Origin of the sequence: Niabella pedocola (assembly GCF_021044425.1) — a bacterium.
In the GTDB taxonomy this organism is placed as follows: domain Bacteria; phylum Bacteroidota; class Bacteroidia; order Chitinophagales; family Chitinophagaceae; genus Niabella; species Niabella pedocola.
Genome location: NZ_JAJNEC010000005.1, coordinates 1484561 through 1510107, shown reverse-complemented (window position 1 = coordinate 1510107; position 25547 = coordinate 1484561). Strand labels below are relative to the sequence as shown.

The following is a 25547-nucleotide window of genomic DNA, read 5'->3' as shown; positions in this document are numbered from 1 at the left end:
TAACAACACCATAAATTTACCCAGGACCGGGATTGTCTGCATCCGTCCGTTTCTGGAGGCGGTATTGCTGGGGCGAGATGGCCATGTATTTTTTAAACATCCGGGAAAAATAGTAGGGGTCATCCATGCCCACATGCCGGGCTACTTCCTTTATTTTAATGGAATGATTCAGGAGCAGCAGGCAGGAATGCCGGATCTTCAGCTGGATAAAATAATCCAGCGGGGCAATACCCGTGGCTTTCCGGAACTGTTGGGAAAAATACGAAACGGAGATCCCCTGGGCGGCTGCCATTTCCGGAATGGTTATCCTGCTGTTGATGTGTTGCTGCATATGGGCCTTAACTGCATCCACGAACAACCCGGTTTGGGAAACCGGCTTTTGCTCCCACTGTTCTGAAAATAAAAAAGACGCAACAAATTTATACAGGCAGAAATTGGCGTTAAAAAGGCTTTCGTTGTTCAAGCCCCGTTCCAGGCTGTTATACATAATTTCCCAGGTGGTAATGCCCCTGTCGTTAAAAGTAATAGCCCGCGGCCCGCGATCGGCCGTGATCCCCAGCGAACGGTTCATGTCTTCAATTTCATTTCCGGTATAATGTACCCAGTAAATGGTCCAGGGCTCATCCATGTCGGCCCCATAGCGGATGTATTTGGCCGTGGCAGGAATAATGGCATACTCATTTGCCCGGATCTCGAAATAATGTTTATCAATAATATACCAGCCTTTTCCTTTGAGGCAATAGAAGAGGATGTTGTCATGGCATCCATTCCTCCGTTCCCGGTAATGATAAAATGCTTTTGGAAAATAACCGATCTGGGTGAGGTAGAGTTGTTTTAAAAACGGGTTTTGCTGCAGCGTTTTTTGCAGGAGCTGATGGGGGATCTCCAGCATTTTTTCACCCACAAATCCATCTCTTCGTTTAAAGGTAGACATAGGAAAGAAGTATTTAATTGTCCATTAAATATGGTGAATAATCCATCTCGTTTTTGGTTTAATACCTACTAAAGATAGGTAAAAGCGTAGTGATTCTTTAAAAAAACAGGGCAACAATGCGGAATCTTTTTTAAAGCATTTATGTATTCATATGTTTAAACAATATATCGAATAATCCATCTTTTTAAACCAAAACCCTATTGACTCACACCCTGATCCCCGCTTATTTTGTACAACAATTTTTAACGAATCTTTAAATGCTATGCTTGCTGCCAAACGATTGTCTATTTGGGCAATATTGGGTTTACTGATAGCCCTGCCCATGCTTTCCCATTCGCAAACGGGTAAAATCAACGCCACGGGTACCGTTGTTGATTCAACCGGTAGTCTCTTAATGGGCGTTACCGTTTCTACGGCCAATAATAAGAAGATGACATCCACGGATGTGAACGGGAAATTTATCCTGGAAGTAGATTCCGGTACCGTCATTCATTTTTCACTGGTGGGCTACCAACCGGAACAGGTAACGATCACACCAGCCCATACCACTGTGGCCCTAACCATGCGGCAGATCACTTCAGGAATGGACGAGGTGGTGGTTACCGCATTAGGACGCAAACAGCTGCGGGAGTCCGTGGTGGGGTCTGTGGTTACCATCAAACCGGAGAACCTCCGGATCCCTGCCAGTAACCTTACCAATGCCATCGTGGGCCAGGCCGCAGGTATTATCGGGTTTCAGAGCAGCGGACAACCGGGGCTCGATAATTCGAACTTTTTTATCCGGGGCGTTACCACATTTGGTTACCGGGCAGACCCGCTTATTTTGATTGATAATATTGAAGTAGGCAAGGACGACCTGGCGCGCCTGCAGGTAAACGACCTGGAAAGCTTTACCATTTTAAAAGATGCCAGCGCCACATCGCTGTATGGAGCCAGGGGGGCAAACGGGGTAATACTGGTAACCACAAAATCCGGTAAAACAGGAAAAGCGCAAATCAATCTCGTTTTGGAGAACACGCTTTCAACGCCCACCAGTACCATAAAACTGGCCGACCCTGTTACCTATATGAAAATGTATAATGAAGCCACGGTTACCCGCGATCCTACGCTGGCACCGCCTTTCAGCGCCGACAAAATTCATAACACGCAATTGACACTGGACCATACGCCGGGCAGCAACCCCTATGTATACCCTGCGGTAGACTGGCTGGATCTGCTTTTTAAGAAGTCCAGCTATACGCAACGGGCCAACCTCAATGTAAGTGGCGGAACCGATTTTGCACACTATTTTATTTCCGGCTCCTACAGTAATGATAATGGAAGTCTGAAATCGGATCCTGCCAATAGTTTTAAAAACCGGCTGCGGTTTACCACCTACCAGCTGCGAACGAATATTGATTTTAATCTTTCCAAAACGACCGTGCTCACCACCCAGCTGTGGGGGATCTTTAATGATTATACCGGCCCGCTGACCAATGACGCCAGCTATTCGGTAGATCTTTATAATGTGGCTACCCATACCAGTCCGGTGTTGTTTCCCCCTTATTATGCACCCGATTCTGCCAACCTGCTTACGCAGCATATCCTTTTTGGAAATGCCTTTGGATCAAATATGAACAGCGTGGGTTATGGCAATCCCTATGCACAGATGCTCCGGGGATACAAACGGTTTTCCACATCAAACATGACGGCTACCATGAAGCTGAACCAAAAACTGAACTTTATTACCCCGGGGTTGGTTTTTGACGGTTTTGTAACCATTAAGCGGTATGGATATTTCGACAATACCATGGCCTATAATCCTTTTTATTATACCATACCAGATGGGGGATATGATATTGGTACCAATCAGTATACGCTTCAATGGATCAACAATACGCCGGGCGCTGCCACGGAATACCTGGTATATTATCCCGGTAACAAGGATGCTTCGGCCTATGTACATTTTCAGGGCCGGCTGGATTACACAAAGCGGATGGGAGATCATGAAGTTGGCGCTACGGTAAACATTATACGGCTGCAGCAACTCAATGCAAACGGCATTGATCCCAATACCCGGCAGCCGTCACTGCCCTATGCGCTTCCTTACCGCAACATTAACTTCGCGGGGGAAGCCAGCTATGCTTTTAAATCGCGGTATTTCCTGCGGTTCAATTTTGGGTACAACGGTTCCGAGCGGTTTGATGAAAGTCACCGGTACGGATTTTTTCCAACCATCGGCGCATCCTGGGTTGTGTCTAAAGAAAAATTCTGGGGAGATGGCCTGGCAAAGCTGATCTCTTCGTTTAAATTAAGATCCAGCTTTGGATATACGGGTAATGACCAGGTGGGCAGCCAGCGGTTCTTTTATCTTTCGGATGTAAACCTGGCTGCCGGCAACGGAGCCGCCTTCGGGATCAATAACGGGTATGGCCGTCCCGGGGTAAGGATTAACAACTATGAAAACAAAGCCGTAACCTGGGAGCGGGGATTAAAGTTTAACGGGGCTGCGGAAATTACCCTTTTCAAAAAGATCGATCTTATTGCAGAGTATTGGAAGGAAAGACGATCAGATATCTTAATGCAGCGGAATATACCCTCCTCTACAGGATTGGAAGCTGCCGTATTTGCGAACGTGGGTGTGGTGGATGCCAATGGCTGGGATCTTACAGCGAATTATAACCAGGTGTTTTCCGATAGGCTTTCCATTTCTTTTATGTCGAACCTTACCTATTCGCAGGCCATCCACACCAACTATGAAGAACCGGCCTACCTGACGGAGCCCTGGCGCCGCCGTACCGGATCCATTGTGGGGCAGCCCTTTGGTTATGTAGCTGAACGTCTTTTTGTAGATGATAAGGAAGCGGCCTCCTCACCCATGCAGAATTTTGGTACCCTTGCCCCCCGCGGCGGGGATATCAAATACCGCGATATCAACGGCGACGGCCAGATCACGGTGGCCGATATGGTACCCATCGGGTTTCCGTCAACACCACAGGTGTCCTATGGTTTTGGCGCTTCTATCCGGTACCTGTCATTTGATTTGGGATTCCGTTTCCAGGGAAATGCACGCACGTCTCTTTTCATCAGGCCCTATGATATCAGTCCTTTTGTAGCAGGGGATGCGCAGGTACTGCAGTCGGTTGCCGACGACTACTGGTCGGAATCGAACCAGAATCTGTATGCCTTCTATCCGCGCCTCGGGGTTAACTACAATTCCGTAGTGAACAATTTGCAATCCAGCACCTGGTGGATGCGCAAGGGCGACTTCCTCCGGCTGAAACTGGTGGAGCTGGGTTACTCCATGCCCAATCACCTTGCCAGGAGAATAGGGCTCAAGAATTGCCGTATTTATGTGAATGGATCCAACCTGTTCCTGTTCTCCGGTTTCAAGCTTTGGGATGTGGAACAAAAAAATAGCGACGGAACGGGTAACGGGTTTTTATACCCCTTACAAAAGGCATTTAACCTGGGATTTAATATCACCCTGTAACAACACAAATTCAAAAGCTCATGAACAATTCAAGATATACCACCTGGTTTTTAGTGCTCCTGTTGATACTTGGCACGGCATCCTCCTGTAAAAAATACCTGGATGTGACCCCCGAGAATGTAGGTACCATCGACTATGCTTTTCGGAACCGGAATGAGGCCGAGAACTATCTGTTTGCCTGTTATGGTACCTTACAGTCTTTTGGCAATACAACAACAGATCCTTCTTTCACCACTTCCGGGGAAATTATGTATCCGGCCACCATCGGGGAAGGACCGAAGGTGTTTGATGCCGGTTTTCAATTGATGCGCGGCACACAAAACATATCGAACCCCGTGTTGAATTATTGGGACGGAGCCTATGGCGGCGCAGCCGTCTTCCAGGCCATCCGCCGCTGTAACATCATGCTGGACAATATTAATAAACCCATCGACCTGACGGCGTTTGAAAAGGGAAGATGGATCGCCGAATTAAAATTTCTGAAAGCCTATTATCATTACTTCCTGGCAAAGATGTACGGACCGGTACCCATCTATAAAGAGAACCAGGATATCACCACACCCATTTCGGAACTGCGTGTGAAACGGCAGCCGGTGGATTCCGTGTTTAATTACGCCGTACAGCTGATCGATGAAGCCATACCTAATTTGCCGTTGGTGATTACCGATATTAACCGCGAGCTGGGCCGCATCACAAAAGTGATTGCCTTAGCGGTAAAGGCGGAGATCAGGACCACACAGGCCAGCCCTTTGTTTAATGGAAACCCGGATTACACAGGATATAAGAACCATGACGGGCAGCAACTGTTTTCCACCACTTTTGATGCCGGGAAATGGACCACGGCTGCCGCCGCCTGTAAAGCCGCCATTGACGCGGCACAGCAGCAGAACCTGGGACTGTACCAATTTATAAGGCCTGCCAATCTGCCCGCCAATCTGCCTGCCGTACTGCGCCAGGTGCTAACCCTTCAGAATGCCGTTACCGAAAAATGGGATCTCAATAATGAAGTGGTTTGGGCCTTAAATACGAACTATTACGAGCAGGCAAACTCCATCCCCCGCCTGGTACCCGATTTTAACCTGGGCTCGGCGCCGGGTACCCTGGCCGTGCCCATTGGCACTACAGATCTTTTTTATACGAAGAACGGGGTGCCCATCAATGAAGATAAAACCTGGGATTATGCCAACCGCTTTTCGCTTAAAACCGGTGATGCCGAAAATAAATACCTGATCGGGCAGGACTACCAGACCATCAAAAATAATTTTGACCGGGAACCCCGTTACTATGCCAATATCGGGTTTGATGGAGGAGTATGGTATGGCAATGGCGTACTGGATCCGGATGCTGCCATATTCGTGCAGGCAAGAACCGGACCGGCGGCTCCCAAAGATAATTCACGGCTCAATGTTACCGGCATCTGGCCCAAAAAGCTGGCGCATTACCTGAGTGTTTTTGACAAGAACGGCTTTTCTCAAACGGCGTTCCGGATTCCAAGAATGCGCATGGCCGATCTTTACCTGTTGTATGCCGAATGTTTAAATGAAAGCAGCGGACCTTCTTCCGAAGTATACGCTTATGTAGATAGTGTAAGAAGCCGGGCAGGACTGAAAGGCGTGGTAGCATCCTGGGCAAACTATTCCTTTAACCCGGGAAAACCGCTTACAAAGAATGGTTTGCGGGAGATCATTCACCGAGAACGCCGGGTAGAACTTTGCTTTGAGGCAAGAGCCGGATGGGATCTGCGCCGCTGGAAGGAGTGGACCACCGTAATGGCGCAGCCGGTACAGGGCTGGTCTGTTTTCCAGCACGATCCTTCTGATTTTTATATCCCTGTAACGCAGTTCATACCCAGCCTTACCGTCAGGGATTATTTCTGGCCCCTGTCAGACGGGGCACTTCAATACAACGAGAACCTGGTACAAAGTCCCTACTGGAAATAATTGCAGAATCCTTAAACTTTTTTATATGAGCAACCGTCGCTTACATTATTTAATTATACCCTGCTCTTTAGCCGCTCTGTTACTTTTTATCGGGGCCTGTCAGAAGCGGGCAGATTATAACAACCCATTGTCGAACGACACAACAAAACCCGGAACGATTACCAATGTTAAAGTCACCAATTTTAACGGAGGTGCTTATGTAACCTACGATCTTCCCCAATCGGAGAATATCCTGTATGTGAAAGCCAATTATACCATCAATGATAAAACCGGTGCAACGCTTGAAACAAAGTCCAGCTATTATTCAGACACGCTTACAGTAAACGGGTTTGCGGAGAAAAAAGAATACGAGGTTACGCTTCGGGTGGTGAACCGTGCAAATGTGGAGTCGGACCCGGTAACGGTAAAAGTATATCCGGATACGCCGGTGTACCGGGTGGTGGCGCAAACCCTGGCCATGACCCCTGACTTTGCGGGTGTGCGGGTGGCCGGTATCAACCGGTTGCAGCAAAACGTGGGAGTGGTGTTTTTATACAACGACCCGTACTTTAAAAAGTACACCATCCGGCAGCAGATATTCTCCAATTTCAGGGAGATCAACTTTGCCTCGAGAGGTTTTGATACCCTGCCCAAACCGGTGGCTGTATATACCACGGATCAATGGGGCAACCACTCGGACACGATCTATAAAACCGTCAGTCCGCTTTATGAGATCACACTGGATAAAAGCCGGTTCTTTGAGTACCACCTGGGCAGCGACAGCCCAACAGATCAGTATGGCTGGTTAACGCCGTATATGTGGGATGGTAACACCGGGTCTGGCTGGCATACCAATCAGCGTGTGCCGTATGTATTGCCGCCTACTACCAGTTTCGGGTTGGGGGTATCTGCCAAACTCAGCCGCTTTAAACTGTGGCCCAGAGACGGCTATCTCTGGGGGCATGGAAATCCCAAAACATTCACCCTCTGGGGCTCCAATGCCGAACAGCCGGGCGACTTTAAGCCGCCAATGACGGCAGCCGAGGGCACCGTGATCGGGGATTGGGTCAATATCGGCAACTACCGGTACCCGGATCCACCTTCCGGAAATCCGCCATCGGCAGCCACCGATGCAGACCGGGTTTGGGCCAACCAGGGAACCGAGTTTAATGTGTCTTTTGCAGCTCCCAGGGTGCGGTTTATGCGTGTGGTGGTTCCTGAAAACTGGGGCGGAGATAACACGTTTGCGCATATTATGGAACTTACTTTTTACGGCGATCCCAGATAAGCAATTTTTTATCACCTTAATTGTATGAACGGGTTATGAATACTATAAAAACAATTTTAATTTTTGCGTTCTGCGGTATATGGATCAGCAGCGTATACACCGGATGCAGCCGGAAGGCCGATGACTATAAAAAATACCTGGATAATAAAGAGATCACGTACACTGGGACAGTTACAAACTTCCGGGCCAAACCCGGTAACCTGAGAGTGCGGCTGGAATGGAATCCCAGTCCGGACCCGTCGATTTCCCGGTATGTGGTGTATTGGAACAATGGCAACGACTCATTGGTATTGCCTGCTACCAGCAGTAATACTTCGGATACCATCCGCACCCTTATCAGCGCCAACCTGCAGGAGTCCAATGTTCAGAACTTTATCCTGTATACCTATGATACCAGGGGCAACCGGTCCATCGGGCAAAAAACACCGGTGGTAAAACTATACGGTCCCATCTATGAATCCTCTTTGTATAACCGGCAACTCAATGCGGCAAATCCGCTGGAGCTGGCAGGTACCGATTCTATCCGGTTGTTTTTTACCAAAACAGATTCTTCCAATATTTTTTCAAGATTGTGGTATTATAACCAGCAAAGCGGTAAGCTGGATAGCACCCTTTTTAAAGGCGATGTAACAACAATACCATTGTTTAAGCCCGGAACAAAATTGTGGATCCGGTCCTTTTTTGTGCCCGCCTCAAATGCGATTGATACCTTCCAGGTTCCTCAGCCGGATACCTTATCGGTGACCATTCAGATGCCGGTGCCCAAAAACCTGTTTGCGGTGGTAAAGAACGCCTATGATATGGGGAATTATGAAGATCAAACCGGGGTGTTCCGTTTGTGGAACGGAAGTGTTGGACCTCAGGAATATCCGAATATTTATCATAATTCAGGAACGTCTCCCTTGCCCGGTACCATCAGTTTTGATATGGGGAAACTATACGCGGATCTTTCTGCCATTGAAGAAACCGGCAGGAGTTGTTGCAACAACCCGTCTAAGTTTGAAGTATGGGGCATTGCCGATACCACGGGTGCCTTCCCTGCATTGCCGGGTAATGATCCGCAGTGGGCTGCACAAATGAGTGCAAAGGGATGGACGCTGCTCACCGATGCCGTTCGTACCGATGATGGTGCCAATGCCCTGAAATTTTCGTTCATCAACAATCCGCCACCCATCCGGTTCATCCGCGTCCGGTTTAAAGCAACGGTCAATAATTCCAATTACGTCAACCTGAGCCAGCTTAGTTTCTGGTACCGGTTGTAAATGCGCCGGCAGGGTAGTGCAGCGGCGGTGATAACTATTAAAAAAACCAATCATAACATAACAGGACCGGGGCGTAAATTTGAAACGGGCAATACGTAATTGTTCCTGCTTCCGGTTGAACAGATCTAAATTCTAAAAAATGAAAAAAACAGTATTGATTTTATTTAGCTGTTGCTGCCTGTTGAGTATACATGCAGTGGCTCAGCAAAAATCCATCTTCAATGAAACACCGCAGCAGAAAAAAAAACGCATGCAGTGGTGGGAAGATGCCCGTTTTGGCATGTTCATTCACTGGGGCCTTTATGCCCTGCCGGCCCGGCACGAGTGGGTAAAGAATTATGAGCAGATTACGGATGCCAATTACCAGAAATATTTCGACAATTTTGATCCGGATAAATTTGACCCCAAAAAATGGGCAAGGGAAGCAAAAACTGCGGGTATGAAATATGCGGTGTTAACCACCAAGCACCATGAAGGGTTTTGCCTTTTTGATTCGAAATACACCGACTATAAATCGACCAATACGGCGGCCAAACGCGACCTGGTAAAGGAGTTTGTGGATGCTTTCCGTGCAGAAGGGATCCGGATCGGGTTTTATTATTCGCTGATCGACTGGCATCACCCGGACTTTACGATAGACGGGGTGCATCCGCAACGTATCGATAAAGGAACGGAGGCCGATTATGCTGCGGCCAACAAGGGCAAGGATATGAAAAGGTACCAGCAATACCTGAAAAACCAGCTTACCGAATTGCTGACGAAGTACGGGAAAATTGATATCCTCTGGCTGGATTTTTCCTATCCCGGAACCTTTGGTAAGGGTCGCAATGACTGGGCTTCCATGGATCTGATCAAAACGATCCGGAAATTGCAGCCGCAAATTATCCTGGACAACCGCATGGATCTGAACGACTATACCGACGGGTATGATTTTGAAACACCAGAGCAGGTCGGGCCGGAAGAGCTCGTCAAATACAAAGGCAAATACTGGGAAACCTGCCAAACCTTTTCCGGATCCTGGGGCTATCACCGCGACGAACATTCCTGGAAGAACCAGCGGCAGCTGCTGGATCTGCTGATCACTTCAGTAGCCAATGGCGGCAACCTGATCCTGAATGTGGGGCCCACAGCAAGAGGACAATTTGATTACCGGGCAAACCGGGCACTGGATAGCCTGGGCTACTGGATGGATGCCAACCAACGTTCGATATATAATTGCACCTACCCGGCCGATGCATATGCATTACCTGCAGCATCAAGTATGCGGATAACGTACAATCCGCAAACAAAGCGGCTCTATCTGCACCTGTTTGATTATCCTGCCGATGGAAAACTGGTGCTGCCCGGCTATAAGGGTAAGATAAAATATGCTCAGTTCCTGCATGATGCTTCTGAAGTACAGCATACCACTTCGGGGAACGACCTCGAATTGAAATTGCCGAAGCAAAAGCCGCCCTATGTGGTACCGGTGATCGAGCTCATGCTCAACAATAATTCAGAATAGCAAGGTAATCACCTTTGATCCGGGCTGTCTTCAGAATCTGAGACAGCCCTTTTTTTTGCCCTGCCGCAACGCCGGTTTGAACCAGATGCAGGCAAACGATAACAGGCCCTACCCTGATCAGGCGATCCGGAAATATACTTGTTATATTAAAATAAAATGTATATTTATGGTGCTTTTATATGAACGAGGATTGAATCCTTAGTGACCTGTTTTTTTAATGCAGGTATAAATTATTTACATGAGAAAGAATCACAACATTCCGTGTGTGCCGGGACCGCTTCCCTGAGCGCTGAATTTGACCCTTTAAACCGTAATTATTCACCAAATCAATTCCCAAATTATGAAACATGTTAAAATGGCCGCATGGTTGTTTGCAACCACCTGCGTGTTTACCGCTTGCCAGAAAAGCGGCGTAAACGAACAAAATGAAGAACAACCGGAAACGCTTGCAGCAATTGCCCCTGAATTCCAGAACCTGAAAGTTTGTACGGAACTTTACCCCGGGGGAGTATCGGAAAGAGGCGCCACCATTAAGACCAAGCAATGGCCGAACGGAACCACCCTTAAGGTGAGTTTGAATGGCGGCACTTCATTTGTAAGAAGCAAGGTCATCCAGTTTGCGAAGCAATGGGAAACCTATGCCAACATCAAATTTAATTTTGTGACCAACGACCGGAGCGCGCCCATCCGGGTTACCTTTTCTTCCGGTGGTTCCTGGTCGTATATCGGCACTGATGCGTACGCCATAAAAGGCGGTAGCGCCACAATGAATTTTGGGTGGTTCAACAGTTCTACACCGGATAATGAGTTCAGCCGTGTGGCCATACACGAATTCGGCCATGCATTGGGAATGATCCACGAACATCAGCACCCCCTGGCCAATATCCCCTGGGATAAGCCCAAAGTATATGCCTATTATAAACAAACGCAAGGGTGGAGTACCCAACAGGTGGATGTCAACATTTTTCAAAAGTACAGTACCTCACAAACGAATTACAGCACTTATGATCAGGCATCCATCATGCATTACCCGGTAGAAGAGCAACTGACTATTGGCAATTTTTCTGTAGGCTGGAATACGGTACTTTCTCCCACTGATAAATCATTTATCGGTACGGTTTATCCAAAATAACTTCCCTTCTGGAACGGTACCCGGACAACGCAACACCGTTGCCGGGTACTTTTTTTTAATAGGTGTAAAACCGTAATTTTAGGTGATATGGCTGTATTAAGGATCCTGGTTATGGGGCTGCTGCTGCAATGCTGGAATATTTTTCCGCTTTGTGCACAACAAAATGAAATCCGTTTGTCAACCGGTTACGGTAATTCCAACCTGCATTGGTCCATTGCGGGTAATACCGAAGGTAAAAACCCGAACATTTTATCCGAGCTGGCCTGGAGCCGGTTAAGGGGTGCGGTATGGAATGCCGGTTTGCGCTATTCCTTCAACAGGAAATGGGGGCTGGAGCTTGAAGCCGGGTATCATCATATCACAAAAGGGCGGGTAACGGATCAGGATTATGCGCAGGACGACCGGCAGGATAATTATTACAACGAACAATTTAACAGCCAGGGAAAAGCGCTCACTGCAGATGCCGTATTACATTATCATGTTGGGAACATATCCGGCTTCCAGATCCGTCCTTTCGTTGGTTATACCCTGCAAAAGCAGGAAGCGTTGCTATTAGGCGATGAAGAGCGGGAACGGGATCTGCACAGCTCCTATAAAACCACCTGGATGGGCGCACAGGCCGGCGTAAATGCAACGCGGGCCTTTAACCGGCTGGATCTTCGGATCGATCTTGCATCCGGGCTGCTGGCCTACCGGGCGGAGGCGCTGTGGAACCTGATTGATAAATTTGCAAAGCCGGTAAGTTTCCGGCATTATACTGAGGCATACCAGCTAAAAGGAAAACTGGAAGTTGGTTATACCTTAGGAGAACGGTTACGCATCATGGGTTATTACCGCATTGCACATGCCGATGCATGGAAGGGCACCGACCGGGCTTATTACAGCGATGGCAGCTCTATCGATACCCGGCTAAACTGGGTAACCACCACTACCACTGCTTTTGGAGCCGGACTGGGCTACCTGTTTTAACGCAGACGTTGGGAATACCGCCTGTGTTTTTAATAGAAGATACAGGCATTATATTACCCATATCCCGGGTCGAACGTGTGGTGCTTATAGTTTCCCCGCGCCGCATGCTTTTATTCACATCTGTTTTAAGATTTTTTTTCTACGAATGAGGCTGCCTCATTTTCGGACAGCTGTGTGTGGGCTCCCTGTATGCTCATACACCTGGTGAATGGGGCTGTCCTCAAACTCTTGTGCTTGACTATTTTTTAGATAAAATTAATTATTTCGTCATATTTATGAATAAATACTATTTTTAACTATAATAAGGCTGTCTGAATTATATTTTATCAAACCAAACCTAATAGTCAGAACGATGCATTATGGAATCATTACTTTCGGCTCCAGGGGCGATGTACAGCCCTATATTGCCCTGGCGGTGGAGCTTATTCAACAAGGCCACAGCGTTAGCATAGTAGGAAATGAAAATTTTACTGATTTTGTAGCTACCTACGGGATCCCGTTTTATCCGCTTCCGGTGGATTCGCAAAAAATACTGCAGTCACCTGAAATAGCCGGAATTCTTAAATCGGGAAATGTGATCACCTATCTAAGGGCATTGGGGAAGATCATCCGGAAAGGGCAGGCGGCAGTTCTGCAAAAGATGGTGGGTGACTGTAAAACGTTTGATGTGCTTATCGCAACCCCGCTTACCGTGGCATGGGTATTTTCTGTGGCGGAATGCCTGAACAAACCGTGGGCCATTGTTCAGTTAACCGTTCCTTCAGTGCCAACGGCAGCCTTCCCGTACCTGGGACTTGATTTTTTTAATGCACCCGTCTATAACCGGTTTACTTACCGGTTGATGCGCTGGCTTTTTTGGAAAGAGCATAAAAAAGATATCCAGGAACAACGGGTGCTCTTAAATTTACCGCCGCTTGAAAAACCGTTGCCGGAAAAGATCGATGAGCAGCAGGTGTTACAATTGCATGCATTCAGCCGTTTTCTTCTTGAGCGGCCTTCCGACTGGCCGGCGGGCGCCGATATCACCGGATTTTTGGACCTTAAGGCCGCCGGACAGAGCTCCGGTACGGAGCATGCGATCCGCCAGTGGCTGGAGCAGGGTACGCCACCGATTTATATTGGTTTTGGCAGTTTCCCGGTGCCGGACCCTTCTGTTTTTTATGGTATCCTGGAACATTTACTAAACCATACAGACGAGCGTTATATTTTCTGCCAGGGCTGGAGTAAGCCCACAGAGCTGCCTCAAAGTTCACGGATTTTCGAGGTAAAAGCCATTGATCATTCCTGGTTATTTCCCCAGTGCAAACTGGCTGTTGTACACGGCGGAATCGGAACGGTGGGCGCCGGGCTCCGGGCGAAGATACCGGTGGTGGTCGTTTCTGTTCTGGGCGATCAGCCGATCTGGGGTCGGTTTGTTAAAAGGAAAGGTTGGGGAACACATCTTCCTTTTAAGAAGCTAACAGCACAAAAACTTTTACACGCTATCCGCGCTGCCGACCAGGAAGCGATCAGCACTTCCGTGCAGCAGGTAGGCCATATGATGGAACAGGAGAACGGGGCCGCAGTAGCGGTTTCCAAACTGGAAGCCTATTTTAAAACGCCGGCACAACTGAGCCGGATGCCAACGGACGTTTAGCCATTTATGGTACGTAAGGATGGCCCGCCTACGGCCAATGCCTTGCTTTTATTGCCAGAGATGCGCAGGTTACGCCTGGGTAATCAATGTATTGTCATAGCCCTTGATGCCGGAGATCGGGTATCCCTGCCAGGTTGGTTATTCATTGCTGTAAAAAGCATGCAGCAATGTTTTCGCAGGGAGCAGCAATAAACGCGCAGATCATTCTTTACAATTTTCGATATTAACCCTGCCTAACTGTGTATCCGTGGCATAGGTATCGTCTTCATAGCTCACGGGGATGACGCCTAAGGGAATACATTTGTTTAAATCTTTTCATGTTGAACTTGCTGCTGATAAGCATGGAAAAATAAATCAGCGAAGATCGCGTTACGTGTCATCGTCGAAGATTCGCGGGAAACAAAGAGCTGCTTAAGCTATTGGCAACGCATCACCGTGCAATTTTTTGTTGTGCTTTCTTCAGCATGGCCTCTGCATGTTCCCGCTCGCCATGGTTGGCAATTTCAAGGGTCAGCGCTTTTTGATAATATGGAATGGCTTTTTTATAATCCTTGTTCTTAAAAGTATAATCGCCGGCGATGATATAGCTATTGTAGAGCGTTGGATTTTCTGCTACCAGGCTATCGGTATTTATTTTCTTCCCATCCAGGATGGCAGCCCGGTAATTCCGGAATGTTTCAAAGCGCCTGAATTCGGGCGTATAGATAAACGGATCGGCAGGAATTGCGTACTGAACTTCATTGATCTCCCGGTTCTGTTTCATGCCCTGCAGGGCAAATACTTTTTTGAGATCGTAACATACAAAGGGCCCCAGCTGCCAGGGAGTGGTGGAAACCCATACCCGTAATTGCTGCGGTTCAAATACGATCGAATGGTGCGCGATAAACTGGTTCACCGCCTTTTCGTTTCCCAGCCCGATGTCGGCATTATTCAGGCCCCGGTAATCGCGCAGGATTTCAATGGTTTTTTGCACGGAGTTCTTCCCGTTTGCGGTTAATAACTGGTTCAACCGGTTGTAGCGGTAAACCGAAGAGCTTTTTTCACGCATTTCTTTATTGGGCTCCGAATTCCAGAAAGCACCGCTCTGGAAATGATTGGTGCACAGGATCTCGTTTTTATGCGGATCATAGATGGCCAGGGAGTCTGGTGTTTTTTCGATGATCACTGCTTTATTGTCGGCAGCGGATCCAACCAGGAACGATTCCGATACAAACATTTTCCGTTTTTGAGCAATGGCCACCGCCTCATGAATGTTCTTTGCATATTGAACGATTTCGCGTGCCACCAGGGAAACAGGTGTGGCGGCGCCGGTAGGATAGCTGCTCTTGGCGGCATTAATGGTAACGGTAAGGCCTTTTTCGTTCATACCGGAAACCACGCCGGTAAACCCACCCCAGGTAACGCTCATAAATTTATAACCACCGGAAGGATTTACAAAAGCAATGATCTTATTTTTGGCAAAATCGTCGCCCACATAAAAATCAAAATTGCGGCCAATGATCATCGTGCTGTCTTCTGAAGCCGCGCCCCAGGTGCCAAAAGACGTACAGCCTACCAGTGCCAGGTTTTGCAGGGCATGGCCGATATCATGGGCCGAATGATAATTCAGGATGCGCTGATATTTATCACCGATATACCCATAATGATCCGAGGCCGACCGGGATACACCATAGATCTCTTCTTTAAATTCTTCTGCCACATAATCCGGTAACTTCCGGTTAAAAAAGCCGATGAAATATTTGAGGAAATGCCGGTAAAATTTGGAAGGCACCATTTTATTGATCTGTGCACTGAAATAATCTTCCTGTAACTGCACCAGCTCTTTGCTTAGTTTCCCGTTGATCACCCCGCGTTCAAAGGGCGCTCCTTCTACATACAATTCATACAAACCGGAACTGCTTTTCCGGAACCAGTTGTTACCGATCGTATATAAACCGGTATCGGGCTGTTGCCGTTGTAATTGCAAAGCAGCCGTATCCTTTATTTTGGGTTCCGGGATATCGGAAACCCATACCAGGTAGGCAAATAGTAAACCGAACAGTAAAACGATCACCGCCAGTACCCGCAACAGTCTTCGTAAAAATTTACTTCTTTTAAGCATTTCTTATTTTATCCACCAGGGTATCGTCATTCAATAATAAAGAGCAGGTCAATACCGCGGAAAGCGAAGTTCCTAAAATTCCATGCAAATTGAGGCTTTGGCCTGTTAAAAACAGGTTGGGAATTTTAGTGCGCGGACTGATCACCGTTTGTAAGGGATTTTTATAATCCTTTTGTATACCATACATCGAGCCATCTTCCAGCCCTATATAATCGCGGTTGGTGAGCGGGGTGGCGGCATAACTGTGCTGGATATGGGCTACAATTTCCGGGAACCGCCCGTTTACCAGGGCCAGCAGCTGATCCTTTTTTTGCTTTTTAAAGGCTTCGTAATCCGTTCCCCGTGCGGCTTCTTTGCCCACCCGGTTACAGGTATCTTTCCACTGCGCTACATCCCTGAACCACATGGGCGTGAGGATGGAAACCGTAGCGGCATAACGGGGATCTTTCCGGTCGGGGGTAACATACAATCCATAACCCAGGGGCCAGTTGGCTTCCGTATAGTCGTTCATGTTCCATAAATATCCTTCTTTATGAAAATAGTAGTTGTGGTTTTTGTAAAGAACGGAATGTGGCTTTAAAACAAGGTGGAGGGAAAAAGATGATACTGTGTTGGGCAAACCGGTGATCCGCTTGCGGTAGATGTTTTTTAGCAATGCCGAATCGGTAAGCTGTAAGGTGGCTGCGGGATTGATATTGGAGATAAAATACCGGGCGGTAATGGTGTCTCCGTTTGCTGTTTCTATATGGGAAATGGTGCCGCCGGTTTCCACGATCCGTTTCACTTCACAATTGCGGATAATAGTGCCCCCCTGTTTTTTTATTTCCGCTGCCAGCAGTTTTGCAATCTGTGAGCCGCCATCCACGCATTTCCAGCTGCTTTCGATGTAGCTGTTTACGATGAGCGCATGTACATGAAAGGGTGTTTTATCCGCAACCCCCGAATAGAGCAGGTTGTTGCCGGCGAGCACGGCCTGTAATTTTTTATTATTCGTAAGCGATGCAATGGTTTCCTGTGCGCTTAAACCCAGCACTTCGTCTTTTACCGCCGCATCATCGGTGGTTAATTGATAGAGCGGGAACTTGCTGCAAACCGCCTTTACCTGCTCACAATAGCGAAGGATGGCTTTTTTTTCCTCCGGGAAATCGGCCACAAGGTTGTTGATAAATGCAGCATAGCCCTGACTTTGCACATATACCTTCGGATCATTTTCCAACAGGATATGATCAAAGGTTTCTTCCATTTTCTCAAGCCGCAGGCCGTCCATAATACCGGCGTATTGAAACACCTGGTAAAGGTTCTGTCCTTTGTCCAGCCCGCCGATATAGTGTACGCCGGTATCAAAAATCTGCTTTTTGCGCGCAAAGGTTTGCAGGTTGCCACCCAGTTGTTTATTCTTTTCAATGATACATACCCGCAGGCCTTCTTTGCCCAGCATGCTGCCGCATAAAAGCCCGCCAAGTCCACTTCCGATGATGATAACGTCGTAATGCATAAGTTTCAGATCACGCAGAAATACCAGCCGTGTTTTTGGTGGTAGCGGTTTTTTTGTTCCGCAGCTTATTGCCCCAATCGGAGATGCCCTGCAGCATCGGGCCTGCCGACTTTCCGAGCGTGGTGAGTTCGTATTCTACTTTTGGGGGTACTTCAGGATAAACAATGCGCCGGATCAGACCGTGCTGCTCCAGTTCCCTTAACTGTGCAATCAGCATGCGTTCGGATACACCGGGAATCGATTTTAATAATTCGTTGTACCGCATCTTTCCGTATAGGAGGTTAAAAAGAATGGTCGGTTTCCATCTGCCGCCAATGATGGATAACGCGTGTACAACTCCGCAGTTCCGGATCAGTTGCGCCTCATTCAGTGCATTAGTGGAGTTTATTTTACGCATACTTACTTTTTTGTTAGTACCTGATAATTTTATAAGTACTTGCAAAAGTATAAATATCTACTCAATTTTACTGCCTCAAAAAAATTACTATGAAACAATTAGCGGGTAAAACAGTATTGATAACCGGTGGTAGCCGGGGAATAGGCGCTGCTATTGCACAGCGGCTGGCAAGGGAGGGCGCGCAGGTTGCGCTAACGTATAAGACTTCCCCGGAAAAGGCAGCCGGAGTGGTAAAAACCATAGAAGCACAAAATGGGCGGGCGATGGCCATTCAGGCAGACGGTGCCGATCCCCAGGCAATTGTAAATGCGGTAGAAGCAACGGTACGGGAATTGGGCGGACTGGATGTGCTGGTCAATAATGCGGGTATTGGTATGTATAAAGACATTAGTGAATTTACCATCGATGATTTTGATGAGATCGTTGCGGTAAATATACGGGCCGTTTTTATGGCGGTATCGGCGGCACTGCCTTATTTGAAGAGCGGCGGCCGGATCATTACGATCGGCAGTTGCCAGGCCGAACGTATGCCCGGACCGGGCGGAGCGCTTTATGCAATGAGCAAAAGTGCGCTTGTGGGTTTTACAAAAGGTATTGCAAGAGATCTGGGACCGAAGGGGATTACGGCCAACCTGGTACATCCCGGTCCGGTGGATACGGATATGAATCCGGCAAACGGACCTACAGCGGATTTTCAACGTTCGCTGATGGCCCTGGATACTTTTGGTACCGGAGATGAAGTTGCCGCGCTGGTTGCTTATCTGGCCGGACCGGAAAGCAGGTATATAACGGGGGCCGGCTTTTTGATCGATGGCGGCACCAATATTTAAATGTGTTCTGCCGCGGCAGCAGAACCGTAAGGATAAGAGTGGTACCATGTACCGCTCTTATTTTCGTAATACCCAAATGATGTTTGAGGTATACTTCGTATGATCGATCCGTTCGAAGGAAAGCCCGTGTTTGTCTGCCAGTGCGTTGATCATTCCACCGGAAAGAAAATGCAACTCGTTTACGGTTTTATTGAAAGAGAATACCCGGGTAGAAAAGAACTCCGTTAGCTTTGTACCCTTGTGCTTTTCCTTCAGATCTTTATCGCCGTCGCGGATGACCAGTATGCCACCCGGTAACAGGCTATGAATGGCTTTTTCAATAACAGCCACCTGCTGCTCCGGTTGCAGATAATGGAGCACATCGCTGATCACAATGCCGTCATACTGCTCAAAAACAAACTGACTGATATCGGCATGCATAAAATGTACATCGGATGTTCTGCTGAAACAATGATTGGCCGTTTCAATCTTTTCTTCATCATAATCTACACCCGTAATCCTGCGCTTTTCCTGGCTGCTCCAGTATAATATATAACACATAAAGCCGTAACCGCAACCCAGGTCAAGGATGCGGCCTTCCACCGGCATCAGCTCATGAAAAGGCTGATAATAATTTTCCAACCGCAGCTTTATCTTTAAATACCATTCCAGTACCGGTCCTTTGTAGATATAATTAAAAAATAATTGTTCTTTAAAATACCGCGGCTGTTCCAGTTCTTTGGTCAGTTGCGTATGCTCCGCTTTAAAATATTTTGAAATGGTTTTGGTACGCTCCTGGTAGTTGCTGCCCCAACTTGCATCATCAGCCTTGATCCTTGGCAGGTATTGCGCGGTAATCGGTCCGTTCTTTAACAGGTAGTCGCCCTTGGTCATGGTATAGCCGAGGCCGTGTAACAGTACGGGCACAATATCCAGCTGCAGTTTTTCCGCCAGGTAAAATGCTCCTTTGTGAAAGCGTTTCATGGGGGGCTTTGTGCTGCGGGTGCCTTCCGGAAATACCACGATCGAATAACCTTTGTCGGTAAGCGTTTTCAGCAAGGATACACTGTTTTCAATACCGTTGGCAACCGGGTAAAAATCGGCCATACGGATGGCCCAGCCAAAAACCGGTGAGCGCCATACCCACTGATTGGTTAATAAAATCAGCCGGGGATTCAGCATTGCCATTTTCAGGATATCTAAAAAAGACTGGTGGTTGGCGATAACCACCGCCGGTGCTTTGAATTGTTCATTTAAAGGGTTGTTGATCTTTTTCCGGAAGTTGCCCATAATATATAATACAGACATGCAGAATTTGGACAGCAACACATGGTAGATGTATTTTCCTTTTTCCTTGTTAAAGGGATTGAGCTTTACGAGGAAAAATCCAACGATGGTCAGTAATACACTGGTAGATGTGAAGTATACAAATGAAAAAGACGACCGGTGCCAGCTCCATAAGGTCCAGGGATGGAATTGTTTTCGAACCCGGTTCCGGATCAGCAACGAAAAGAAAAAAGGAATGAGTACCTGGGCCATCAGGACCACGCATACAATACCGGTTACAGATATAAAGGCAACGGAACGCAGGGCGGGGTGTTTGGCAAAAATCAGTACGCCCAGTCCGGCAATAGTGGTAATGGCGGAGATCAGGATCGAAGATTTATACGAGCCCAGCAGTTTTCTTCCGGTTCTGTATTCCGATAACAGTCCGTCCATCACAAACAGGCTGTAATCATCGCCCAGCCCGAAAATAAGGGTGGATACAATGATGTTGACAATATTGAATTTGATGCCGGTGATCCCCATAATGCCCAAGATCCATATCCAGCTGATGAACATAGGTATGAATGCCATCAACATCAGCTCTATCCGTCCGAAGGTGAGGAAGAGTACTACGGCTACCAGGATGGAAACGATCCAGGCAATGCGGTTAAAGTCTTCATTCACCATCTGTGTTAAACGGGCGGTAAGATACTGGCGGTCCAGGATCGTTGCTTCATTGCCTGCTTCAAGGCTGTCGATAACCGCTTGCCGGTGTGCCTGGGGAACCTTAAGCACCGTGACTACCGAAGCGTGGCCCGGTGTTTCGGTAATGTAATCGTCCAGGTAATTTTTACGGATACCGGATAATTGTGCAGGGTTCAGGGTTTCATAGGAGGCGTGCAATAGCTGCTCAAAGTTTTGAAAGGCATCGGCCTTAAAGCCCAGGGTGGTTCCCTGTGTTTTGATGGCTGATAATAATTGTGCTTTCTTATCGGCCGTCCAGTAAGTATTCCAGCGGGCGATGCGGATGCGTTGTAATGAGTCTGAAAGAAAGAGGGAGGAAACTCCTCCGGCGCTGCTGATGCGGCCTTGCGACCGGAAATGATCGATCTCCGTTTGCAGGCGTTCGCTTTTTACCAGGGCTTCATCCAGGTTGCGGCCTTCGGTAACCAGGTATACCGATTTTAATGCGCCGCCGCTGATGTGGTTCAGTTGCTGCTCCGCCTGTTTTAATTCGGGCGACATATAATTCAGCTGCATCATGTCCGGTTCAAACTGAACCTTGCCAGCAAAGCAGGCAAATACAACGGTTAGCAAAAGGATCATTGCTACCAGCCACTTGTTCGATTCCAGCCGGAGGCCCGCGATCCGGTCGATCCAGGAATGTGTATGGGCAGGTCCTGCGGCTGATCTGCCGATAAAATGCGGCAAAAAGATCAAGGAGCAGAGCACGGCGCCGATCAGACTTAAACCGGCAAATAACCCCAGGTCCTTCAGCATATCTGAAGTGGCATACTGTAAGGTCAGGAATCCTGCAATGGTGGTAAAGCTGCCGATGGTTAACGGAAAGGAAAGATCCTTAATCACCTGGCGCATATCACCGGTATGCCGGTAATGGTTAAACACATGCAACGAATAATTAACGACAATACCCAGTACAATGGAGCCCGTGCCCAGGGCAATAATGGAAATACTTCCCTTGATCAGCGCAATAAAAGCCAGCGCAAAGGCTGCACCATAGGCCACTGGTACCAGGATAAGCACCGGCGCACGCTTCTTTTTAAAATAAATGCTGATAAAAAATACCAGGAACAGGATGGTGATGCTTAGCGTTAGCCGCGTATCTTTTTTTAACTGGGCGGAATTGCCTTCCGAAACGAGGGCACCACCAAAGTAACGGGTCCGGATCTGCGGATTGGCTTTTCCAAGTGAGTCGATGCTCCGGTTCAGCACCTCAAATAAAAGTTGGTTTTTGCCGGTGTTGCCTGCGGTAAAATTGGGAGTGATAAACAGCAGGAGGGTCTTTTGATCTTTGGTGAGGATATGACCGTCGTACAATTCAAAATTATCGTCTACCTGCAATTCCTGTAGCTTTTTCAATGCAATGAAGGAAATACCGCTGGGATCCTTGCTGATAACTTCATTGATGGCAAAGCTGCCGGGGCTGCTTAATAATTTGATGTCGTTTTCAAGTGTTGTTTTTAAAACCGCCGGCTGGATAAGGGTATCGATTTTTGCATAGTCCTTATCTGAAAGGAATACAGGAAGGTGCTCCTGGATGGTTTGAAAAAGTTCCAGGGTGAAATCGTCATCGATGCGGTAACGGATATTTTTTATATAAGGGGCTGCAGATTGCTCCAGGGCGGCACCCAATGCATCGCCGTAAGCCAGCAGGCTATCGGGGGCAACCTGCCCCGTATCTTTCAGGGAAACCATTACGGCCAGCTTATCGGCAAATTTTGAGTTGCTGAAGATGGCGGCAACTTTTTCAGTTTTTTTGTCCTTTGGAATGATGGCATACACATCTTCAATAAACCGGATGCGGCTGGCCAGTAGCAGGAACAAACCGAGTGTACCTAAAAAAAGTATATACAGCAGCGGTTTACGCGTAAGAAAATACTGGTATATCGTAAGAAAGATTTTCTGCATATTTAACCGGCAAAGATAAATGAAGAATGAGTGCCGGCTAACATCCCGGGGCCATTAAAAGAACCGCCGGTCTTTTTGAGCCGTTGGAAAAAAGAAGCCGAAAGAACGGTGCGGCCGTCCTGAACATTATCCGGCATTCACTTTTTTTTGTTTTGAAGGAATTTTCAGGAGCAAAAAGGTAAAGAGCCAGAAGATGACAGCGGCAACAACTGCCAGCGTAATGCTTCCGTAAAGGTATTGCTCCAGGTTATGACCGATGTATTTTAAGGTCAGCTGCCGGGTAAACGACAGGTCTACCGCCCGGCTGCCCATCCAGGGTTTTCCCATTTTATAGCTGAGAAAAACGATCAACGGAATCATTGGCGGAATACTGACATTGGCGGCAAGAATAAAAAGCGCCTTGTTCAGCCGCATCCAATGGGCTACGGGAATGCCTACCAGCAACTGGAAGCCCCAGATGGGTACAATGCCCATAAATGCTCCGAAGGCCATGGAGTTGGCCTTGGTAACCGTGGACTCACCGGGGTTCAGGAGAAGTCGCTTCAGCTCCTGTTTCCAGTTTTTTTTTGTAAAGCGCCGGAAAAAATCGCGTGGCTTTATGTATAAAAAAGTGATCAGCACCAATACCGTATTTAATACGCTGATGCGGCTGAAATCTTTAAACGGTCTGAAATGCGTAATGCGCTCTTCTTTGGGAGGGTAATAAACGGTGATGGGTACCGAGGTTACCGGTACGCCTGCCCAGGCCAGCCGTACGATCACTTCAATTTCCAGTTCGTATTTCCGGGTAAAGAGCTTCATCCGGCGAATGGGCTCCAGCGGGTAAAGCCGGTATCCGGTTTGGGTATCCGGGCAGTCGATGCCGGTTTCTACCTTAAACCAGAAATTGGAGAATTTATGCCCGAAGCTGCTCTTGCCCGGAACATTGTCGGCGGTAGCCATGTTCCGGCTGCCCATGATCAATGCTGGTCCGCCGGTTTCCAGCTGGTTCAGGAACAGCGGGAGATCTTTTGCAAAATGCTGCCCGTCCGAATCGATGGTGATGGCATAGCGGTATCCCAGCTCAATGGCTTTTTTAAACCCCGTGCGCAGGGCCATGCCCTTGCCTTTATTGGGGAGATAGGACACCAATGTTATCTGCGGAAATTTTTCGAGGATCGCCGGTGTGTCATCGGTGGAACCGTCATTGACCACGATCACCTGCGACGTATATTGAAGCACGGCTGTTATCACCTGTTCAATGCTGCCGGCATTGTTGTAGGTGGGGATCATCACACATACGTCCAGTACAGAAAAACGCGCTGAAATATCAGCAGGTATAATTGGGATATCTGATTTCACGAAGCCCCAAAAATAAAACATAAATGCAATTATTCAGCTGCTTCTTCGATTGTTTTACATTTTTAAGCGGAGTGTTACGGAGCCGGGTGCAACATTCAGCATCAACCGATCCTGCCGGATGCGCCCCAGGTTTTTATTGGCTTTCCTGATCGAATGAAACCCGAGATAACCCACGGCACCAAAGGGCAATGCGAGCAACGCCCACCGTGGATCCTTTTCCTTCAGCGCGGTATATGTAAAAAAAGCAAAGTGTCCGCCGCCGGAAACCAGGTTGCAATATCCGAAGACCCGGCGTCTTTGCCATTTTCTAACTTCCCCGGACCGTTTATAGAATGCTGTGCGGTTCAGGTCTCCGGCGGGCGCCGTAACGGGGATTTGGGCATGTATATTAGAAAAATGAGCATGCATCTTTTGCGCAGCACAGGGCTGAGGGCTGCCGGCCAGCAATAATGTGACCGATAGAAAAATAAGTGGTTTCATCATTCTTTATTCATGCCGGCCGGCAGGTTTCTAACATGTGGAATCGTCTTTTGAAAGGTAGGCATCGTACAGCGCTATAAGCGTTGCATCAAGGGACCCTGTTAAAGTAAAGTGTAAATACTTCTTTATCTGCTTCAGTATTATGAAGCGCAGGGGAGGCCGATTGGGAAAATGTCAGTTGCTGATCGGAAAGGGTCAGTACCGTTGCAGTTGCATGCTCCCCGCTTTCCGTGTCATCCATAGTGAGAACGCCTGTTTCAGCATCGTAGTGATAGGTTCCTTCAACATGCGCCGTTATTTCCGATACGTCCTCCTCCAGGCTACGCTCATAGGTTTCGAAACGGCCGTCTTCAAAAAAACGGATGGTGATCTGCTTCCCGGTTTCGGTTACGGTTGTATATTCCTCAATAATGCTTGTGCCTTTATGGGCCGTGTAATGAAACGATGTTTGAGACCATAAGCCTGTTAACCGGCCGGGCTGGGGAATTTCTTTTTTGTTTTTACTACAGCTGAACAGGCTTGTGGTGCCTACTACTAAAAGAAATAAATACATGATCTTTTTCATATACGAGTCTTTGATGATTGGAAAAGCCGTTTTGATTCCGGCGGATGGTTTTACAATAATAGGATCGAAAAGGATGGATTCATAGTTTTATGTATGAATAACAAGGGATTGTGACAGATAACAAGGCGTTGTGACCAATAACAAAGTCCATGTGACGGATTGCAAAGTGGTTTTGATCTGCAGGAATAACAGGCGTTATAAAAAATATTATTTTCGTTTATAAAAAGCATTTCCTGAAACGGCTGATCCATACGTTAAAACAACCGCACCCGGGCTATGGGAACCTGCGTATTTATTTTCGTACGGTGCTGGGTATCGTATTGGTCGT

17 protein-coding genes are annotated in these 25547 nt (G+C 47.7%); 9 read left to right on the top strand and 8 right to left on the bottom strand.

Annotated elements, in window-relative coordinates; all coding sequences use genetic code 11:
- Positions 1-16: 16 nt before the first annotated feature.
- A complete protein-coding gene (locus tag LQ567_RS13885) occupies positions 17-934 on the bottom strand; it encodes an AraC family transcriptional regulator (RefSeq protein ID WP_231005120.1) in 918 nt (305 codons plus the stop codon).
- Positions 935-1232: 298 nt separating this feature from the next.
- On the opposite strand from LQ567_RS13885, the gene LQ567_RS13880 reads away from it, so the two are divergent.
- From LQ567_RS13880 to LQ567_RS13845, 8 genes are all read left to right on the top strand, one after another.
- The gene (locus LQ567_RS13880; RefSeq protein ID WP_231005119.1) at positions 1233-4406 is read left to right on the top strand and encodes a SusC/RagA family TonB-linked outer membrane protein; all 3174 of its coding nucleotides are present in this window, start codon (positions 1233-1235) and stop codon (positions 4404-4406) included.
- A 20-nt stretch (positions 4407-4426) separates the two neighbouring features.
- Positions 4427-6346 carry a RagB/SusD family nutrient uptake outer membrane protein gene (locus LQ567_RS13875; protein WP_231005118.1) on the top strand — a complete coding sequence of 640 codons (1920 nt, stop codon included), beginning with the start codon at positions 4427-4429 and terminating at the stop codon, positions 6344-6346.
- 25 nt (positions 6347-6371) lie between these two features.
- Positions 6372-7613 carry a DUF4959 domain-containing protein gene (locus LQ567_RS13870; protein WP_231005117.1) on the top strand — a complete coding sequence of 414 codons (1242 nt, stop codon included), beginning with the start codon at positions 6372-6374 and terminating at the stop codon, positions 7611-7613.
- Between the two features lie 35 nt (positions 7614-7648).
- On the top strand, positions 7649-8875 hold the full coding sequence (locus LQ567_RS13865; RefSeq protein WP_231005116.1) for a DUF4998 domain-containing protein: 1227 nt from the start codon (positions 7649-7651) through the stop codon (positions 8873-8875).
- Between the two features lie 139 nt (positions 8876-9014).
- Positions 9015-10379, top strand: a complete 1365-nt coding sequence (locus LQ567_RS13860; RefSeq protein ID WP_231005115.1) for an alpha-L-fucosidase — start codon at positions 9015-9017, stop codon at positions 10377-10379.
- Positions 10380-10719: 340 nt separating this feature from the next.
- Complete coding sequence (locus tag LQ567_RS13855) at positions 10720-11511, top strand: M12 family metallopeptidase (protein ID WP_231005114.1); 792 nt, start codon at positions 10720-10722, stop codon at positions 11509-11511.
- Positions 11512-11598: 87 nt separating this feature from the next.
- Positions 11599-12480: a hypothetical protein gene (locus tag LQ567_RS13850; protein WP_231005113.1), complete on the top strand. Its 882-nt coding sequence runs from the start codon at positions 11599-11601 to the stop codon at positions 12478-12480.
- A 352-nt stretch (positions 12481-12832) separates the two neighbouring features.
- A complete protein-coding gene (locus tag LQ567_RS13845; RefSeq protein WP_231005112.1) occupies positions 12833-14116 on the top strand; it encodes a glycosyltransferase in 1284 nt (427 codons plus the stop codon).
- Positions 14117-14546: 430 nt separating this feature from the next.
- Here the strand turns inward: LQ567_RS13845 and LQ567_RS13840 are convergent, their stop codons facing one another.
- Genes LQ567_RS13840 through LQ567_RS13830 form a run of 3 tightly spaced genes read right to left on the bottom strand, consistent with a single transcriptional unit; the run spans position 14547 to position 18109 of the window.
- Complete coding sequence (locus LQ567_RS13840) at positions 14547-16217, bottom strand: C45 family autoproteolytic acyltransferase/hydolase (protein ID WP_231005111.1); 1671 nt, start codon at positions 16215-16217, stop codon at positions 14547-14549.
- Positions 16210-17712, bottom strand: a complete 1503-nt coding sequence (locus LQ567_RS13835; protein ID WP_231005110.1) for a phytoene desaturase family protein — start codon at positions 17710-17712, stop codon at positions 16210-16212. Before LQ567_RS13835 ends, LQ567_RS13840 begins: the two co-directional genes overlap by 8 nt.
- A 10-nt stretch (positions 17713-17722) precedes the next feature.
- Complete coding sequence (locus LQ567_RS13830; RefSeq protein ID WP_231005109.1) at positions 17723-18109, bottom strand: winged helix-turn-helix transcriptional regulator; 387 nt, start codon at positions 18107-18109, stop codon at positions 17723-17725.
- An 89-nt stretch (positions 18110-18198) separates the two neighbouring features.
- On the opposite strand from LQ567_RS13830, the gene LQ567_RS13825 reads away from it, so the two are divergent.
- A complete protein-coding gene (locus tag LQ567_RS13825; protein WP_231005108.1) occupies positions 18199-18939 on the top strand; it encodes an SDR family NAD(P)-dependent oxidoreductase in 741 nt (246 codons plus the stop codon).
- 57 nt (positions 18940-18996) lie between these two features.
- On the opposite strand, the gene LQ567_RS13820 is transcribed toward LQ567_RS13825, so the two are convergent.
- The 4 genes from LQ567_RS13820 to LQ567_RS13805 all read right to left on the bottom strand — a co-directional run bounded on the left by LQ567_RS13820 (position 18997) and on the right by LQ567_RS13805 (position 25219).
- A complete protein-coding gene (locus tag LQ567_RS13820) occupies positions 18997-22833 on the bottom strand; it encodes a 1-acyl-sn-glycerol-3-phosphate acyltransferase (protein ID WP_231005107.1) in 3837 nt (1278 codons plus the stop codon).
- Between the two features lie 126 nt (positions 22834-22959).
- Positions 22960-24174, bottom strand: a complete 1215-nt coding sequence (locus tag LQ567_RS13815; protein ID WP_231005106.1) for a DUF2062 domain-containing protein — start codon at positions 24172-24174, stop codon at positions 22960-22962.
- A 54-nt stretch (positions 24175-24228) separates the two neighbouring features.
- A complete protein-coding gene (locus tag LQ567_RS13810; RefSeq protein ID WP_231005105.1) occupies positions 24229-24657 on the bottom strand; it encodes a hypothetical protein in 429 nt (142 codons plus the stop codon).
- Positions 24658-24742: 85 nt separating this feature from the next.
- Positions 24743-25219, bottom strand: a complete 477-nt coding sequence (locus LQ567_RS13805) for a hypothetical protein (RefSeq protein WP_231005104.1) — start codon at positions 25217-25219, stop codon at positions 24743-24745.
- Positions 25220-25547 lie beyond the last annotated feature (328 nt).

Excerpts from the sequence above, each read along its gene's own strand:
- LQ567_RS13885 (WP_231005120.1), bottom strand. The coding sequence starts at position 934 with ATGTCTACCTTTAAACGAAGAGATGGATTTGTGGGTGAAAAAATGCTG.
- LQ567_RS13875 (WP_231005118.1), top strand. The coding sequence starts at position 4,427 with ATGAACAATTCAAGATATACCACCTGGTTTTTAGTGCTCCTGTTGATA.
- LQ567_RS13870 (WP_231005117.1), top strand. The coding sequence starts at position 6,372 with ATGAGCAACCGTCGCTTACATTATTTAATTATACCCTGCTCTTTAGCC.
- LQ567_RS13865 (WP_231005116.1), top strand. The coding sequence starts at position 7,649 with ATGAATACTATAAAAACAATTTTAATTTTTGCGTTCTGCGGTATATGG.
- LQ567_RS13860 (WP_231005115.1), top strand. The coding sequence starts at position 9,015 with ATGAAAAAAACAGTATTGATTTTATTTAGCTGTTGCTGCCTGTTGAGT.
- LQ567_RS13855 (WP_231005114.1), top strand. The coding sequence starts at position 10,720 with ATGAAACATGTTAAAATGGCCGCATGGTTGTTTGCAACCACCTGCGTG.
- LQ567_RS13850 (WP_231005113.1), top strand. The coding sequence starts at position 11,599 with ATGGCTGTATTAAGGATCCTGGTTATGGGGCTGCTGCTGCAATGCTGG.
- LQ567_RS13845 (WP_231005112.1), top strand. The coding sequence starts at position 12,833 with ATGCATTATGGAATCATTACTTTCGGCTCCAGGGGCGATGTACAGCCC.
- LQ567_RS13840 (WP_231005111.1), bottom strand. The coding sequence starts at position 16,217 with ATGCTTAAAAGAAGTAAATTTTTACGAAGACTGTTGCGGGTACTGGCG.
- LQ567_RS13835 (WP_231005110.1), bottom strand. The coding sequence starts at position 17,712 with ATGCATTACGACGTTATCATCATCGGAAGTGGACTTGGCGGGCTTTTA.
- LQ567_RS13830 (WP_231005109.1), bottom strand. The coding sequence starts at position 18,109 with ATGCGTAAAATAAACTCCACTAATGCACTGAATGAGGCGCAACTGATC.
- LQ567_RS13825 (WP_231005108.1), top strand. The coding sequence starts at position 18,199 with ATGAAACAATTAGCGGGTAAAACAGTATTGATAACCGGTGGTAGCCGG.
- LQ567_RS13820 (WP_231005107.1), bottom strand. The coding sequence starts at position 22,833 with ATGCAGAAAATCTTTCTTACGATATACCAGTATTTTCTTACGCGTAAA.
- LQ567_RS13810 (WP_231005105.1), bottom strand. The coding sequence starts at position 24,657 with ATGATGAAACCACTTATTTTTCTATCGGTCACATTATTGCTGGCCGGC.
- LQ567_RS13805 (WP_231005104.1), bottom strand. The coding sequence starts at position 25,219 with ATGAAAAAGATCATGTATTTATTTCTTTTAGTAGTAGGCACCACAAGC.